This is a genomic window from Gemmatimonadota bacterium, assembly GCA_026387915.1.
Classification (GTDB): Bacteria; Gemmatimonadota; Gemmatimonadetes; order Gemmatimonadales; family Gemmatimonadaceae; genus Fen-1231.
The window spans coordinates 220,785-236,791 of record JAPLKS010000007.1; the positions used below are offsets into that span (position 1 = coordinate 220,785).

17 protein-coding genes are annotated in these 16,007 nt (G+C 64.7%); 11 read left to right on the forward strand and 6 right to left on the reverse strand.

Annotation, left to right across the window (positions count from 1 at the left end; genetic code table 11):
• Nucleotides 1-26: 26 nt before the first annotated feature.
• Both arfB and NTZ43_03480 read left to right on the forward strand, forming a co-directional pair.
• Nucleotides 27-494 carry an alternative ribosome rescue aminoacyl-tRNA hydrolase ArfB gene (gene arfB / locus NTZ43_03475; GenBank protein ID MCX5766271.1) on the forward strand — a complete coding sequence of 156 codons (468 nt, stop codon included), beginning with the start codon at nt 27-29 and terminating at the stop codon, nt 492-494.
• The gene (locus NTZ43_03480; protein ID MCX5766272.1) at nt 494-2,161 is read left to right on the forward strand and encodes a SulP family inorganic anion transporter; all 1,668 of its coding nucleotides are present in this window, start codon (nt 494-496) and stop codon (nt 2,159-2,161) included. Before arfB ends, NTZ43_03480 begins: the two co-directional genes overlap by 1 nt.
• Nucleotides 2,162-2,186: 25 nt before the next feature.
• On the opposite strand, the gene NTZ43_03485 is transcribed toward NTZ43_03480, so the two are convergent.
• The 3 genes from NTZ43_03485 to NTZ43_03495 form a co-directional block, all read right to left on the reverse strand.
• On the reverse strand, nt 2,187-4,652 hold the full coding sequence (locus NTZ43_03485; GenBank protein MCX5766273.1) for a zinc-dependent metalloprotease: 2,466 nt from the start codon (nt 4,650-4,652) through the stop codon (nt 2,187-2,189).
• A 98-nt stretch (nt 4,653-4,750) separates the two neighbouring features.
• Nucleotides 4,751-5,521 (reverse strand): hypothetical protein, encoded by a 771-nt coding sequence (locus tag NTZ43_03490; protein MCX5766274.1) that lies wholly within the window; start codon nt 5,519-5,521, stop codon nt 4,751-4,753.
• A gap of 114 nt (nt 5,522-5,635) precedes the next feature.
• Complete coding sequence (locus NTZ43_03495) at nt 5,636-6,166, reverse strand: hypothetical protein (GenBank protein MCX5766275.1); 531 nt, start codon at nt 6,164-6,166, stop codon at nt 5,636-5,638.
• A 10-nt stretch (nt 6,167-6,176) separates the two neighbouring features.
• Here NTZ43_03495 and NTZ43_03500 point away from each other — a divergent pair, with 10 nt between their 5' ends.
• Nucleotides 6,177-6,587 carry an RNA-binding S4 domain-containing protein gene (locus tag NTZ43_03500; protein MCX5766276.1) on the forward strand — a complete coding sequence of 137 codons (411 nt, stop codon included), beginning with the start codon at nt 6,177-6,179 and terminating at the stop codon, nt 6,585-6,587.
• Nucleotides 6,588-6,685: 98 nt separating this feature from the next.
• On the opposite strand, the gene NTZ43_03505 is transcribed toward NTZ43_03500, so the two are convergent.
• The gene (locus tag NTZ43_03505) at nt 6,686-7,369 is read right to left on the reverse strand and encodes a hypothetical protein (protein ID MCX5766277.1); all 684 of its coding nucleotides are present in this window, start codon (nt 7,367-7,369) and stop codon (nt 6,686-6,688) included.
• A gap of 116 nt (nt 7,370-7,485) precedes the next feature.
• Here NTZ43_03505 and NTZ43_03510 point away from each other — a divergent pair, with 116 nt between their 5' ends.
• Nucleotides 7,486-7,641, forward strand: a complete 156-nt coding sequence (locus NTZ43_03510) for a hypothetical protein (protein MCX5766278.1) — start codon at nt 7,486-7,488, stop codon at nt 7,639-7,641.
• A gap of 130 nt (nt 7,642-7,771) precedes the next feature.
• On the forward strand, nt 7,772-8,320 hold the full coding sequence (locus NTZ43_03515; protein MCX5766279.1) for a sterol desaturase family protein: 549 nt from the start codon (nt 7,772-7,774) through the stop codon (nt 8,318-8,320).
• 75 nt (nt 8,321-8,395) lie between these two features.
• On the opposite strand, the gene infA is transcribed toward NTZ43_03515, so the two are convergent.
• Nucleotides 8,396-8,617, reverse strand: a complete 222-nt coding sequence (gene infA, locus NTZ43_03520) for a translation initiation factor IF-1 (GenBank protein ID MCX5766280.1) — start codon at nt 8,615-8,617, stop codon at nt 8,396-8,398.
• A gap of 65 nt (nt 8,618-8,682) precedes the next feature.
• Entirely contained in the window at nt 8,683-9,108 is a 426-nt protein-coding gene (locus NTZ43_03525; GenBank protein ID MCX5766281.1) for an OsmC family protein, read from the reverse strand.
• 89 nt (nt 9,109-9,197) lie between these two features.
• On the opposite strand from NTZ43_03525, the gene NTZ43_03530 reads away from it, so the two are divergent.
• From NTZ43_03530 to NTZ43_03555, 6 genes are all read left to right on the forward strand, one after another.
• Nucleotides 9,198-10,514, forward strand: a complete 1,317-nt coding sequence (locus tag NTZ43_03530) for an amidohydrolase (GenBank protein MCX5766282.1) — start codon at nt 9,198-9,200, stop codon at nt 10,512-10,514.
• Nucleotides 10,511-11,095: a nicotinamide riboside transporter PnuC gene (gene pnuC, locus NTZ43_03535; GenBank protein MCX5766283.1), complete on the forward strand. Its 585-nt coding sequence runs from the start codon at nt 10,511-10,513 to the stop codon at nt 11,093-11,095. Before NTZ43_03530 ends, pnuC begins: the two co-directional genes overlap by 4 nt.
• Nucleotides 11,092-11,637, forward strand: coding sequence for an ATP-binding protein (locus tag NTZ43_03540; protein MCX5766284.1), 546 nt, complete (start codon nt 11,092-11,094; stop codon nt 11,635-11,637). Before pnuC ends, NTZ43_03540 begins: the two co-directional genes overlap by 4 nt.
• Nucleotides 11,634-12,953, forward strand: coding sequence for a sensor histidine kinase (locus NTZ43_03545; GenBank protein MCX5766285.1), 1,320 nt, complete (start codon nt 11,634-11,636; stop codon nt 12,951-12,953). The genes NTZ43_03540 and NTZ43_03545 overlap by 4 nt, the downstream gene beginning before the upstream one ends.
• Nucleotides 12,950-13,612 carry a response regulator transcription factor gene (locus NTZ43_03550; protein MCX5766286.1) on the forward strand — a complete coding sequence of 221 codons (663 nt, stop codon included), beginning with the start codon at nt 12,950-12,952 and terminating at the stop codon, nt 13,610-13,612. The genes NTZ43_03545 and NTZ43_03550 overlap by 4 nt, the downstream gene beginning before the upstream one ends.
• 202 nt (nt 13,613-13,814) lie before the next feature.
• Nucleotides 13,815-15,989 (forward strand): TonB-dependent receptor, encoded by a 2,175-nt coding sequence (locus NTZ43_03555; protein ID MCX5766287.1) that lies wholly within the window; start codon nt 13,815-13,817, stop codon nt 15,987-15,989.
• Nucleotides 15,990-16,007 lie beyond the last annotated feature (18 nt).

Below are 16,007 nucleotides of genomic sequence, written 5' to 3' on the forward strand. Positions count from 1 at the left end.
AGCAGCGACCTAATCAATACTATTTTATGAGCACACGCGACGAGACCTCCCCACACGCCGAAACCCCTGACCGGGGACTGGAAGTGCGCCCCGGCCTTTGGATTCCGTGGCGGGAGTTGGAGGTTCGCGCGACGAAGAGTGGTGGGCCGGGCGGCCAGCATGTGAACACGTCGTCCACCCGAATCGAGCTGGTGTGGAACGTGCGCACTACCAGCGTACTCGATGAGGCGGCACGCGGGCTCCTGCTGACCGCGATTGCGTCCCGGTTGGACAGTGCCGGATGCTTACGCATTGTGGCGAGCGACACGCGGAGCCAGAAGCAAAATCGCGAGCTCGCCGAAGCGCGATTGGCGGCGCTCGTGGCACGCGGCCTCGTGGTGCCGCGGCGGCGCAAGAAGACAAAGCCCACGCGTGGATCCGTCGAACGGCGTCTCTCGACGAAGCGCCGCCATGCCGACAAGAAGAGCAACCGACGCCGGGAGAATGACGACTGATGTTGGTCCCTAAACTTTGGTCCACCCTGCGTGGCTACAATCGCCAGCTGTTCGCGGCCGACGCCACGGCGGGGGTGATCGTAGGAATTGTCGCGCTGCCGCTGTCGATTGCCTTTGCGATTGCGAGCGGACTGGGGCCGCAGGCCGGGCTCTACACCGCCATCATCGCCGGCTTCCTGATTTCGGCGCTCGGCGGCTCGCGCGTGCAGATCGGCGGGCCGACGGGCGCGTTCGTCGTCATCGTGTATGGCATCGTCCAGAAATACGGCGTGGACGGCTTGACGGTTGCCACCATCATGGCTGGCGTCATTCTCATTATTCTTGGCCTCGCCAAACTCGGTGGGGCGATCAAGTTCATTCCGCATCCGGTGGTCACCGGTTTCACGAGCGGCATTGCGGTGATCATTTTCAGCGGGCAGATGCGCGATTTCTTTGGCCTCGCCATGAAGTCGGTTCCGGCCGAGTTCATTGGCAAGGTGGAGGCGCTCGCCGAGCATGCGAACACCGGCAGCCCGTGGGCGATCGCTATTGCACTCGCGACCGTACTGATCGTGACATTTGGACCGCGCGTCACCACGAAAGTCCCATCGCCCTTTGTGGCGTTGATTGCGACAACGGCACTCGTGCAACTGGCCGGATTGCCACTGGAAACAATTGGCAGTCGCTTTGGCGGTATTGATGCGTCGTTTCCGCATCCGCACTGGCCGTCGATTTCGCTGCACGATCTCACGCAGTTGGTGGCGCCCGCGTTCACGATCGCGATGCTCGGCGGCATAGAATCGTTGTTGTCGGCGGTGGTGGCCGACGGCATGATTGGCACGCGCCACCGCTCGAATATGGAACTCGTGGCGCAAGGCGTGGCGAATGTGGTCACGCCGCTCTTCGGTGGAATTCCGGCGACCGGTGCGATTGCGCGCACCGCGACCAACATCAAAGCCGGCGGCCGCACGCCGATTGCCGGCATTGTGCATGCGCTGACGCTGCTCGTGATCACCCTGTTCTTTGGCCGGTGGGCCGCGCTCATTCCGATGGCGACGCTCGCCGGGATTCTCGTGGTGGTCGCCTACCACATGAGCGAGTGGAGGACCTTTCGCGCCACGCTGCGCGCGCCGCGCAGTGACGTCGCCGTCCTACTCACCACCTTCGGCCTGACGGTACTGGTGGATCTCACCGTGGCACTGGGCGTGGGGATGGTGCTGGCGTCGTTCCTCTTTATGCGGAAGATGGCCGAGGTGACGCAGGTCGCCGCAGTGACCGACATGTTCACCGATCGCGAGGGCGAAGACGCGCAGGGCGTGGCGCTGCGCTCGGTGCCGAAGGGTGTGGAGATTTATGAAATCGACGGACCGTTCTTCTTTGGCGCCGCCGAAAAATTCAAGGAAACGATCGCCTCGATGGCGCGCCCACCGCGCGTCCTGATTTTGCGTATGCGCAAAGTGGGGCTGCTCGACGCCACGGGGATCGCGCTGATTCGCGATCTCTCGCAGAAGGGGCGCCACGACGGCACCACCCTCGTGCTCTCGGGCCTGCATTCACAGCCGATGGTCGCGCTCACGAACTCCGACCTGCTCGACGTGATTGGCGAAGACAACTGCGTCGGCGACATCGACGACGCCATTGCTCGCGCGGCCGTACTGATGGCCGCGCCCGTGCCCCCGCGCCGCTAGTGCTTCGCGGCGCGGGGCCACACGGCTACGGTGTGGGTTCGCCGAACGGATCGCCCGGCGGCGGACGCAGCGCCGGCGTGAGTACGGGGAGTTCTCCCTTCTCGGCGTAGCGTGCGATCGCGGTGGCAATCGCACGCCAGTGCGCACGGCCGTCGTCGGTGGTGGCCGAGGCACTTTTGGCCGTCGCCGCCGCCCGCAACTGCACGAGTTCAAACTCCGCGATGGCGCGTACTTCGGGCGACGCTTCTTTGTCGGCCGCGAGCAGAATCATCCGATCGGCTACGGCGCGCTGCGTTACGCGCTGAATGGCGGCGAGCTTACCGCTCGCATTGACCGGCGCATCCCAGGTGCCTTTGACGAGCGTGCGCATGGCTTCTTGCAGACTAAAGCCATTGGGCGTGCGAGCGGCGTATTGCACCATGCGGGCGGCGCGCTCGCGCTGCAGAATACCATCCACAATCATTTGGGCGAGCGAACGCGCGGCACCCAGTTCGTCGAAGGCTGGCTCGGTGCGTTCGCCAATGAGTTCCACATTGCCGCCCGCATCGAGGCGCGGCGCAAAGAGGGTGAGGAGCGTGTCGGGAATGGCGAGTTCGCGCGGGTCGAGTGCCGAGAGCAACTGCTTGATGGCGTCGCGCTGACGTGCCGGACTGATGATGCGCGTGGCCTGTTGGCCGTCGCCCTTGAGGGCGTTGGCGTACTCGAGGCCGCCGAGCGTTTTGGTGACCGCGTTAATGGCAAAGCGGTGAAAGAAGTAGACGAGCGGAAAGCGGTCCTGCAGAATGGCGAGCGGCTCTCCCGCGCGAATATTGAGCAGGCCAAACCGACTGATGGCCACGCGGCGTGTGTCGCTTTGATTGCGCAGGAAATCGCTGGCGGTCGCGGCATCGTCCCACAGGTTGGTGCGCGGATCCGCGGCGCTCTCGGGGCGCGCGTCGCCGTCGCTCAAGTACAGATAATTCTTTTTGAGGCCGTCCGCGACAATGGCGGCGAGGGTGTCGCGCTCCGAGGCCGGAGGAAAGACACCGTAGCCCCAGTGGATGGCCCACACATCGTACGCGCCAGGGCCGGAGGCGTAGGCGGTGCTGATGTCGATCTCCCCGTTCTTCAGCAGCACACGCGGTGCGGGATAATCCATAACCGAGCCGCGTTCGTAGGTGCTCGCGATGTAGTTGTGCTGTAAGCCGAGGGTGTGCCCCACTTCGTGCGCACTCACCTGGCGAATGCGTGAGAGCACAAAGGCGGTGTCGGCTGCGGCTGCATCGGCGCCCATGAAGGCGGCGTAGATGCTGTAGTCGGTGCGATTGCGATGTGAGTCCATACGCGCCATCCCCTTGATCATCTCGCCCGTGCGCGGGTCGGTGAGCGCGCCACCGACGCTCCAGCCGCGTTCGTTGCGATTGATCCACTGCACCACGTTGTACCGCGCGTCCATGGGATCCACGCCCTCGGGGAGCAGCTCGACCTTGAAGCCGCCCTTCAATCCGGCGCGGTCAAACGCTTCGCTCCAGAACGCGACGCCCTGCAGCGTGGCGGTGCGGAGGGGTTCGGGAATGCCGCGGTCCACGTAGTAGACAATGGGATTCTTGATGGGACTCGAGGCGTCGTTGGGATTGACGCGCTCCAGCCGATGGCGTGCGGCCCACGTTTGTTCGAGCTGTGCCTGAATGGGCTGCGCATAATCTTTGAAGGTGACGCCAAAGAATCCGACACGCGGGTCGGCCACGCGGGGACGAAATGCGGTATCGGGCAGACGCAGGAGTGTGATGTGCTGGCGGAAGTTGAGCGCACGCGCGTCTGGGGCGAGTCGGCCGAGCCCGCCACCGGCGTCGCCCGTGGCAGCGAGGGTCAGCGCCACGTCGATCTCGGTGTTGTCGGGAAATGCTTTGGTATAGGGCTTGTAGAAGCGCGAGCGGTCACGCGCAACGACATATGTGCCTTGGCGATTCCGCGCGAAGGTGCCGGCAATCTCATTCCAGTCGCGCAGCACGAGATCGGTGGCGTCCACCAGCAGTCGTCCGCCTTCCTCGGCGATAATCGGTAGCGCCGCGACCGTGCTGTTCGAAAACGCTTCGGCGACGGCGCGTTGTTGATCGGCGTTGCCGCTCGAGCGGAACTGAGTGTTCTCGAACACGACAAAGACGCGCTCCCCCGTTTTTTCAAATCGCGCGACGCGCACGCCGCCGCCCGAACCACGGTCGAGGCCGAGCGCGTTTGAGCCAAAGCCTGTGGCGAGCGTGGTCATGAAGAGCACGCGCGTGGAGTCGCGCGGAATCTCGAGGTAGAGCGCGCCGGTGCGATCGTTGAGATAGAGCGGCACGAAGCCGTCGCGCTTTTCGAACCCGGCGGTGCGCGCCGCGATCGTCGTGGCGACCGGTGCGGCCGGGACGGCTGCCGCTGGTGCCGGCGGTGCGGACGACTGTTGCGCGACGAGTGAGGAGGTCAACGCGAAAGCCGCGAGGGCCAACACGGTGGAGACACGACGGAACATGAGCAACTCCCTGAAGTCCAAAGTGAAGGCCAACGCGCGCGGGCCCGCGAAGACATCAGTCGGCGCGGGCCCGCGTGGTTCCTGCATACGAGTGCGGCTTACGGCTTGACGAGCGCCTTGATGGCGTCGGGGAGCGCGAAGTTCGCGACATCCACCTTGTCGAACTCAACCGCGGTGAAGCTGAGCGTCATGTCGAACTGACCGCCCTTGGTGGCGATCTTTGTTGGCATTTTGACGCCGCCGAAATCTTTGTAGTCGCTGATCACCTGCGTGGTGGTCATCTTGCCGCCGTTCATAGGATCCGGCGTTTCGCGTACGACGCCGGCGGTGAGGCCGGTTTCCACGTCGAAGTACTCAAAGCCTTCGCCTCCCGCTTTGCGGACGAGCTTCACTTTGTAGCACTTCCGCCCCTCGAAGTCGGCGATCTCCACCGTTTCGGCGCTCGTAAACTTGCTCGCGTCGTGAAAGCCGCCGTAAAAGTCGCCTTGCGCGATCAGTTCTTTGGCCTGATCGCCGTCGAGCAACACGGGGCCCATGCCAGGCTGCACGGCCCACGCGGTCTTGCCGTCATAGCCCTGCTGTACTTCACCCATCGGACCGAGGACGATCTTCTGGAGGAACTTGCCGCTCTTTTCCTGCAGCATTTCGAGCGAGGCTTCAAGGCCCATCGCCGGAATGGCCATGGCGCCCACACGGCGCATGGTGGAGTACTTGTCGAGCGCGGCGCGGCCACCGATGGCCGCGTCGTGCTTGGCCATCAGATCTTTAGCTGCAGGAATCGCCTGCGCGCGCAGGGGAGCCACCGCAGCGCTCAGCGCGAAGAGGGTGACCGCCGTGGTGGCGGCTAGGGAAAGTCCTGCACGACGCATCGGATCCTCGGGAGGCGAAAGGAAGAGAGCCGCGGGTCGCGGCCGATGGTGCAATATCGCGGGGTCGGAGGCGCAACGCCACGCGTCCGCCCCCTATTCAACACCGGCACCGCCTCAGCGGTCCGGCGTCGCAACCGGTAGGCCGGCGCCGATGGCCAGCGAGACGCGCTCCTGCTGCCGGTCGCTGCCGCCAACGAGCACCGCGGCCAAGTTGTTCTGCACAATGAGCATCCGCGGAATCCCAAATGGGCTCGCGTTGCCTTTGGGGGCGAGGGTGGTGGTGTCGAGCGTGGCCGTGGCCTTTTGGCGCGCCAGCGAATCCGGATAGATGAACGCAAACAGGGTGGCCTGCCCCACCTGATAGCGCACCGCGATCGGGGCGGCCCAGTACCGCTCCGGCTTGTATTCCGGCAACGCCTGCGGAGCCAGCCCGCTACGCACCAGTCGGTCGACGAGGCGCGCGTCGTCCCACCGCCCAGTGCTTGGGGAACGCGCCGCGACGGACGCTTTGGTGGATTCGGCAGAGACGGCGGCGCGCGCCACGGCTTGTTGCTTGGCTTGCCGCTTGGCGTGCTGCGTGGCGGGGGAGTCGCACGCGGCGAGGAGCGCGGTCGCGCAGGTGCAGAGAGCCAAAACCGTCCGCATATTAGAGCACATGAGCCGCGAGCAACGAGGAGACGGAGCGCAGCCGGCGGAGCCGGTGCGGATAGACAAATGGCTGTTTGCCGCGCGGTTTTTCAAGAGCCGATCGCTGGCAGCCGAGGCGATTGGCGGCGGCAAGTTGCAGGTGAACGGGGACCGCGCCAAGCCGTCGCGCGAGGTAAAGCCGGGCGACACGGTGTGGCTGCGGCTGGGACCCTATGAACATACGGTGGTCGTGCTAATTGCGACGGAGCACCGAGGGCCCGCGAAAGTCGCTGCCACCTTGTACGAAGAAACCGCGGACTCCAAGACCGCCCGCGCCAAGCATGCGTGGACGCTCAAGCATGCCGGGCCGGTTATCGAAAGCGGTGCCGGTCGCCCGACCAAGAAAGACCGTCGCATTATCGACAAGCTCCGCGGCTGAGCAGGCGCCGCGCGCGCTTTTGCGCGCGTGTTCGCGCGCGGCGGCCGTGCCGGCCGTGCCGGCCGCTCCGGCCGCTCCGGCCGCTCCGGCGTGCAGAGTTAAGCCGGTGTGGACACGATGGTGCGCAGCGTGTCGTCGTCGAGCCTGTGTCCACCTTCGAAATTCACCAAACGATAGCGCAGTTCGGCCGCGTCGAGTCGAGCGCGTTCGCCCGCGACGATCTTGGGGGTCGCGTACTGGTCGCGCGTGCCAATCACGAGCCAGGTGTCCGGGCTGTGGAGCGGCGCGGGCGCCGTGAGGGTGACCTCTGGCGGAAAGGTGGAGCCCCAGACGATGTGTCGGTGTACCCGAGCGGTACCTGCGGCCACCCACCGTGCGGCGGTGGCCGATCCCTGCGAGAAACCCAGGACAGTGAGGCGCGCGTCGTCGGCGAGGCGCGGGGCGCACGAGGCGTAGACGGCATCCAAATACGCGAGGTTGTCGGCGATGTCATCAAGCCGCGCTTCCATGGTCATCCAACTCCCGCCGACGACCGCCGCGCTCCGATTGCGGGCGCGCTCCTCAACGCTCCCTTCGTAGTAGCGATTGAGCGCCTCTGGGGCCACGATCAGCCGCGTACCGTCGTCAATGGCCGCAAAGGACTCGAGGAACGGGGCGGCTAACTGGCTATACCCGTGCAAGACGATCCAGAGGTCGGATATGAGGCCGGTTTCGGGACCGCGGATCGCAAGACGGGCGGTTCGTCGAACGGTCAGGGAAGCCAGGCGAGCGGAAGAGGTCATGGGGAGTCGGATTCGGGTGATTACAAGTAACAAATGCTCCAGCCGCTCAGCCAGTAGGCGATTGCCACGATGGCTCCGTCCCGTTACAATCCCACTCATATTCACGGAGTGTTTCTATGAGCAATGACAGCGTCAATCCGTCGTCGAAAGGCTGGGGCGTCGCCGCCTTTATTATTGTGCTCGCCATCGTCGCAAACGTGACGGCGTACACGATTCACAAGGCGACGTACCTCAAGCCCGACAAAGCCCCCGCCGCCGAAGCGACGCGATAGGCGCCGTCGCAGTCGCCGTTGGTGTTGGGCAGTGACCACCGCGCGCGCAACCGGAACCATACCGGACGCCGCGCACTACAAGGCATGGCATACGGTGCAGACGATTCCCCCCAGCCCACAGGTAGGGACGATGACCTCTTGGATCTTGCGGATCTCGGAATCGAAATCGAACTACTGGGCCACGTACGTCACGGATCTTGTGCTGATGACGTTTTTCCTCGCCTGGGACGCCTCGCGTCTTAACGTGGGCGGCGTCACGATGTTCGCGCTGTTCGTGGTTGGCGCCATCGCGTGGACGCCGACGGAGTACGCCTTCCATCGCTGGTTTTACCACGATGGGATGGAACTCACGCGCAACGGGCACGAGAAGCACCATCAGGATCCAACGTCGACCGTGGCGATGCCCTTCTTCGTAACGCCCCTCCTCTTTCTGCCGCCGCAGCAACTCGTGGCCAACTACTATGGCGCGGGCGGGTTCTCGTCGTTTCTTGCCGGCTGGTTCTTTGGCTTCATTGCCTACAGCTTCATGCATCATAGCCTGCACCACTACAAGCTCCCGTTCGCGTGGTACCGCCATCTGCAGTCGCAGCACCGGATTCACCACGCGGTGCCGGACAAGAACTTTGGCGTGACGATGCGCTACTGGGACCGGGTGTTCGGCACCGAGTTCAAGAAGTAAGCGCGTTTCCAGCCACACAGCGAAAAAAAGCGGGGAGCGCCAGTTGGCGCTCCCCGCAGTGCGTTGGGCCGCGAATCAGTTCTTGTGGCGGAACGTGATGCGACCGCGCGAGAGATCATATGGCGAAACTTCGACCGTAACTCGATCCCCCTGCAGCACGCGGATGCGAAACCGCCGCATCTTGCCAGCCATCGTCGCGAGGACGTCGTGTCCGTTCGTGAGGTGGACGCGGAACGTGGCGCTGGGGAGCACTTCGGTAACCGTGCCTTCGAGTTCAATCGCTTCTTCTTTCGCCATAGCAACCTGGTAAGGGGAGTGGGCCAGAAAGCGGCCACAACCCCATAAATCTAGTCGACCCAGGGTCAGACAACCAGCGTTAGCGCCATGGTAATGTTGGTGTTGAACAGCTTGGATACGGGGCATCCGGCCTTGGCGGTAGCGGCCAGTTCCTCGACTTGGGCTCGGTCGGCACCAGGCACCGACGCGTCGACGGCGAGGTGGACGCGGGTGATGGCAAAGCCGCCTTCCAGCCGTTCCACCGTGACGGTCGCGGTGGTCTCGATCTTGTCGGGGACGAGCTTGGCGGCCGTCAGCTGCCCGGAGAACGCCATGGAGAAGCATCCCGCGTGGGCGGCACCGAGGAGTTCCTCGGGATTAGTGCCGGCCCCGTGCTCGAAGCGGCTGGTGAAGTTGTACTGGGCATTGGCCAGCGTCCCCGTTTCGGTGGAGATGGTGCCCTGCCCTTCACGAATGGTCCCGCGCCATACGGCGCTCCCTTTGCGATCCATGTGCTGCCTCGAGTTCTGGGGTTCCGGCCTCGCGCCCTGACGCGGCGGCCGTTAGCGTCAACGCACACCTCTTTGAGGATATAACGCCGATGTCCCGAAAATATATCCAAGTCGCCGCCTGTGCCCTGCTCCTCCTGCCGCCGTACGCCCTGCTGTCGCAGCAGACCGGGGCTGACGATCTCGACCGTCGCGTCGGCTTGGTAATGCCCAAGGTGATTGAATGGCGGCGCGACCTCCACGCCCATCCCGAGCTGTCGACCGAGGAAGTGCGCACCGCCAAAATGGTGGCCGCACAGCTGCGTTCGCTTGGCATGGAGGTGAAGGAAGGGGTCGCCAGGACCGGCGTGGTTGGCGTGTTGCGCGGCGGTAAGCCGGGACCGGTGGTCGCGCTCCGCGCCGATATGGACGCGCTCCCCGTGACCGAAGAAGTGGACCTCCCTTTCAAGTCCACCGTGCGCACCATGTATAACGGACAAGAAGTGGGGGTGATGCACGCCTGCGGTCACGACGCCCACACCTCCATGCTCCTTGGCGCGGCGACGGTGCTCGCTGGCATGAAGGCGCAGATTGCAGGGACGGTTGTGTTCTTGTTCCAGCCGGCCGAAGAAGGGGGCGGCGTCCTCGGAGTCGGCGGTACACGCAACGGTGCCGGCGGCATGATTGACGCCGGCGCGATGGATAATCCGAAGGTGGATGCCGTGTTCGGCATTCACGTGTGGCCGGACGAAGCGGGCTCGCTCTCCTACAAGCCGGGCGGCGCGATGGCGGCGTCGGACGCCCTGACGATCACGGTGCACGGCAAGCAGACGCACGGTGCGCAACCGTGGCGCGGCGTGGATCCGGTGGTCGTGTCGGCGCAGATCGTGACGGCGTTGCAGACCATCACGGCGCGTCAAACGGACGTGACGGCAGCGCCTGCCGTCGTCACGGTGGCCACGATTCATGGCGGCGTGCGCGGCAACATCATCCCCGACAGCGTCGTGATGACGGGCACGATTCGCACCTTTGATGCGCCGATGCGCAAAGACATTCACATGCGCATCACGCGCATTGCCGAGATGGTGGCGCAGGGCTCAGGGGCCACGGCCACGGTGAAGATCGACATGGGCACCGACGTGGTGTTCAACGATCCCGCGCTCACCCAGCGTATGGCCCCCACGATTCGGCGCGCCACCAGCGGTACGGTGCGTGATGGATCCGTGTGGATGCCCTCGGAAGATTTTGCGCTCTTCCAAAAGAAAGTGCCGGGGGTGTTCTACTTCCTTGGGGTGAACAAAGCGGGCGTCAAAATCGAAGATGCGGCCGCGAATCACTCGACGCGATTCTTTGTCAACGAGGACGCGCTCCCGACGGGCGTCAAAGCGTATGCCTCGCTCGCGCTGGATTACTTGAAGGGCGGCAAATGAACTGGATGGAAGCGACGGCCGTCGCTTTCGGCATTGTGAGCGTGTACCTGAGCGTGCGCCAGAACATTTGGAGCTGGCCGACGGCCATCGTGAATGTGTTGTTGTATGTGCTCGTCTTTCGCGATGCCAAACTCTACGCCGACATGGGGCTGCAGGTGGTGTACTTCCTGCTCTCCGTGTACGGCTGGTACGAGTGGCTGCACGGCGGCGAGAACCGCACGCAGCTCAAAGTGTCACGCGCCACCTCGCGGATGGCAGTGACGCTTACCGCCGTTGGCCTCGTGAGTCTCGCCGTGCTCGGCACCTTCCTCGCGCGCTCCACCGATGCGGCCCTGCCCTATGTGGATTCGGCCACGACGAGCACCAGCCTCGTGGCCCAATGGATGATGACGCGCAAGGTGATGGAAAACTGGGCGGTGTGGATGGCGGTGGATGTGGTGTACGTGGCGATGTTCATCTACAAGTCGCTGTATCTCACCGCAGGGCTCTACGCGGTGTTCTTTGTGCTCGCGGCGATGGGGCACCGCGAGTGGAAGGCGTCGTGGTCGGCCGACCGCGCGGCGGAGACGGCGGCGGCGTGACGCGACGCCTCGTGGTGACGGGCCCTGAGAGCACCGGCAAGACGACGCTCGCCGCGCAGTTGGCGCACCGACTCGGCGCGCCCTGGCTGCCGGAGACCTCGCGGGCGTATGCCGAAGCGCGCGCGCGCGAAGGCCGTGCGCTCCGGGCTGCGGACGCCGAGCCAATTGCGCGGGCCACGATGGCCGCGGAGGATGCGCTGTTCGCGTCTGCGCCTCCGGTCGCGGTGCTCGACACCGACTTGATCAGCACGGTGCTGTACGCGAGGCACTACTATGGCAGCGCGCCAGACTGGATGGAGCGAGAGGCACTCGCGCGGCGCGGCGACCTGTATTTGCTCTGCGACGTGGACCTGCCCTGGACGTCCGACGGCATTCGCGACCGGCCTACTGGGCGCGACGCGATGCACGCGCAGTTTGTGCAGACGCTTGCGGCGTTTGGGTGCACCGTGGAGTTGGTGGCCGGCATGGGAGACGCACGATTGGCCGCCGCCCTCGCTGCGGCGGCGGCACGGGCGTCGGTGTTCGCGGGGAAAGCGTCGTGATACAAACCGCACCCGCGTCGCTGGCGAGCGAATTTTCCGCTGCGCTCCTGCAGGCTACCATCACGGCGGCGCTGTCGCTGCAGTGCTTTGTGCTCTGGCGCCGCTACCAGCAGAAGTATTTTGCGTGGTGGGCGCTGGCCTTCGCGTTGTTCCTGGCGCGCATCTTGGTGATCGTGGTGTTTCTCGAGACCAACAATCGCGCGTGGCTCTTTTGGCACCAAGTGATCACCGGCGAAACGGCACTCGCACTGTTGTGGGCCGCGGTGGTGTTCGCGCATGCCACCACGTGGAAGCGACGGTACTACGCGGTGGTCGCCTTTCCGCTCGCGTGGAGCTACGTGGCCGTCATTCGGCTGGAGAGCTTCAACCTCGCTGCGATTCCGGCTGTGCTCTTTCTCTCGGCGGCAACGCTCTGGACCGGCGCGGTGCTGCTGCGCCACCGGCGCGCGGAAACGCGGGGCGCCAGCACACTGCTCGGCTGGACGTTTTTGCTGTGGGGGCTCCATCACCTGGATTATCCGGTGCTGCGCGCGCGCGGTGCGTGGAATCCGTGGGGCTATTACATCGACATTCTGTTTTTGCTCGGCGTCGGCGCGGGGATTCTCTTGCTCGTGAACGCAGATCTCGCCACGCGCCTGCACGGACGCACGGTGGAGTTAGCGCGGCTCTCGCGCCGCATGGTGCAGCAACACGAGGAGGAACGTCGCCGCCTGTCGCTGGAGTTGCACGACGAAACGGCGCAGATCTTTACCGCCGTGAAGATGCAGCTTGGTGTGGTGCGCGAACGCGTAGAGCCGGCGCTTGCCGCGCAGGTGGCGCGTGCCCTGGAGTTGGTGGATGAGGGAATGCGCGGCATTCGCGCGGTGACGAACGATCTGCGGCCATCGTTGCTCGACGACCTTGGGCTTGTGCCGGCGCTACGTTCGATGGTGGCAGACTTCAGCGAACGCCGCGGCGTCCGTGCCACGCTCGACACGCCCGAGCACATGCCACCGCTGAGCGAAGAAGCCGAGCTGGCGCTGTACCGCGCGCTGCAGGAAGCGCTGTCCAATGTGGCGCGCCACGCACCGGACGCCCCCGTCCATGCGGCACTCACCGTGCGCGACGGCCGTGTACAGTTGCAGATTGCAGATAGTGGCCCCGGCTTTGCAGGCGAGCGTGCGCTCGCCAAGGCCGAAGCAGACGGCCATCTCGGTTTGGCTGGAATGCGCGAACGCATCACCGCTTTGGGCGGCGATGTGCTGGTGGATTCCGCACCGGGCCGTGGCGTGACAATCACTATTCGTATTCCCGTGACCGAAGGAGTGGACGCGTGACCGCACAGGCTCCGATTCGCGTGTTGGTGGTGGATGACCACGCGATGTTGCGCGAGGGGATTCGCCATGTGCTGGCCGGCGCCGCCTTTGATGTGATCGGCGAGGCCGCGAGCGGCGTTGAGGCCGTGCAGCAGGCCGCACTGTTGAAGCCCGATGTAGTAGTGCTCGACATTTCGATGCCCGGCGGCTCCGGCCTGCATGCGGTGCCGGAGATTCTGGAACGGACGCCTGGCGTCCACATTCTGATGCTGTCGGTGCATGAAGACTTGGAATACGTCTTGGAGAGCGTCCGCGCTGGTGCGCACGGCTATTTGCGCAAAGACAGCAGCCCCGAGGAACTGCGCACGGCGGTGACGACGGTGCACGGCGGCGAGGCGTATTTCTCGCCGCAGGTGGCGACCCAGCTGGCTGACGCGGTTCGGACGGGCGCGTCCACGGAGACGGTGGCACGCGCACCGCGGGCGACCGATGTGCTGACGGGGCGCGAGCATGAGATTCTCGTGCACATCGCGCAGGGAAAGACCAATCGCGAGATTGGCGGCGAACTGGGCATCAGCACCCGCACCGTGGAGGCGCACCGCGACTCGCTCATGCGGAAGCTCGGCATTCGAACGGTGGCCGGGCTGACGCGACTCGCGCTCGAGCAGGGGCTGCTCTAGGGCGATTACCAGCGAGCGGCGGCTCGGCCGACGCTCGTCCGCCGAGTGGCGGGGTCAGGCAGCCGCGCAGGGCGACGACGGCGAGACCCCGACGAGCGGACACGTAGAAGTTCGTAGGGGTTTTGCTTGCGTAACTCTCCGAATTGTTAGGGTGGGAACCGAGCCGTAACCTGCTCGCACCACCTTTAGCCCCTAAACGGCAATGATTCGGAACTCCTTCACACGCGCCGCGACTGCGGCCGTGACGCTCGCCCTCCCGCTCGCACTGTTCGCGCAGCAGGGACCGGCGAATAAAGCCAACACCGATTCGACCACGTCGCGGGCGCGTGCCCTGCAGGCCGTGACCGTGACCGCCACGCGACAGAAAACAAATGTCCACGACGTGCCCACGCCGGTCAGCGTGATTGACAGCGCGAGCCTCCGTGAAAAACAGCCCAATACCGCGGCCGACTTGCTGCGCGAAATGCCGGGCACCGACGTGATCGGTGTCGGCACGAATCAGCAGCGACCGAGCATTCGCGGCCAGCGCGGTCAGCGCATTCTGCTTCTCGAAGATGGCCTTCGCCTGAACAACGCGCGTCGCCAGCAGGATTTCGGCGAACTGCCGGCGTTGGTCGACGTATCGACGGTGGATCGTGTGGAAGTCGTCCGCGGCCCGGCCTCGGTGTTGTACGGTTCCGACGCCATCGGCGGCGTGATCAACCTCATTACCCGCACCCCGTCGTTTGCCGGAGCCTCTGGGCTCTCGGGGCGCGCGGGCTACCGTTTCGGCAGCGCGGGCGATCAGAGCCGCACCGAAGCGATGTTGCTCGGCCACAACGATCACTGGGCCTTTGAACTCAACGGCGCGGCGCGCGTCGCCGGAAACTACGACGCGCCGGCCGGTTCCTTTGGCAAAGTGACGCTCAAGTCCAACACGACGATGCTCGACGGTGGCGTGCGCGACCACAACGTGCGTGGGCAACTGGGCTGGCGCGGCGAGAAGGGCGCTGGTGCGTTTCTGCGTGCTGAGCAGTACGCCGCTGATGACGCCGGTTTTGGCTACGTGCCGCCGAGCATTCTTGGCGGCGATCCAACGCAGATTCGCATTCGCTACCCCCATCAGAACTTCCAAAAGCTCACCACCGGTTGGCAGTCGGGCTCGGTGCAGAGCGCGCTGTTTGACCGCGTCGATGTGCTCGCGTACGGATCGCGCAACAAGCGTGACCTCGCTCAAGACATTCTGGTCCCGGCCGGTCCGAATGCCACCATCGGCATCTCAACCGCCAACTTCACCGACCTCGCCACAGTGGGCGGTCGCGTGGAGGCCACAAAAGTGCTGTCGCGTGCGGTGCTCACGTACGGCGTGGATTTCTTCAACGATCGGAGCGAAGGCACCGATTCGAGCCTGACGACCATCATTGGGTTCGGCCCGACGATGAAAATTGCGAGCAACAAGCCGCAGGTGCCGAACGCCTCGCTGACGAGCTACGGCGTGTTCGTTCAGGCGAATACGCAGCTGACCGACCGCCTCGCGATCATCGCTGGCGGGCGCTTTCAGGACGTGACGAGCAACCCGCGTGAAACGCCGGGGCGCACCGTGAGCGTCACCAATCACAACAACAGCACGACCGTGTACGCCGTGAATAGCATCTATCGCGCCACCGACGATGTGTCGCTGGTGGCGAGCGTGGGACGCGGCTTCCGTTGGCCGAACCTCGTGGAACGTTACTTCGATGGTCCGACGCCGGAAGGGTCGGCGTACCAGGTCGCCGCGCCGGATCTGCAGCCGGAAACGAGCGTCAACTTTGACCTCGGTGCCAAAGTGCGCATGGCGGGCATGAACCTCGAAGCGTTCATTTTCCAGAGCAAGATCACCGACGGCATTCAGACCGTACCAACCGGCGCCAAGCAGAGTGGGCTGCCCGTCTACCAGAACACGAACGTAGCCGCGCTCCGGACCGACGGCGCCGAGATCGCCGCGGACGTACCGTTGGGCAATGGTATGACGGCGGGCGTGAACTGGTCGACCGTCAAGACCAAGAACGTGCTCAACCCGACCGTGCCGGTGGGCGACACCTATTCGCAGAAGCTGAATCTGTCACTGGGCTGGCGCAGTGTGAGCGGCCGCTTCTGGGGAGAGTACGCCGTGCGTCACAACGGCGAACAGAAAGACATTCAGGTTGGTGCCAGTGCGATCGGGCCGGTGTTGCCGGCCTTCACGACGCAGCTCCTGCGCGCGGGCGTTCGCGGCTGGGCGGTGGGCAATGTCCGTCAGGACCTGTCGCTCACCGTGAACAACGTGACCAACGTGCTATACGCCGAGGCGGCGAACTCGACGTTCTTCCGTCCGGAGCCGGGTCGATCGGTGATGTTGTCGGTCGTCACGTCGTTCTAATCGAGCGGCAACGTGGCA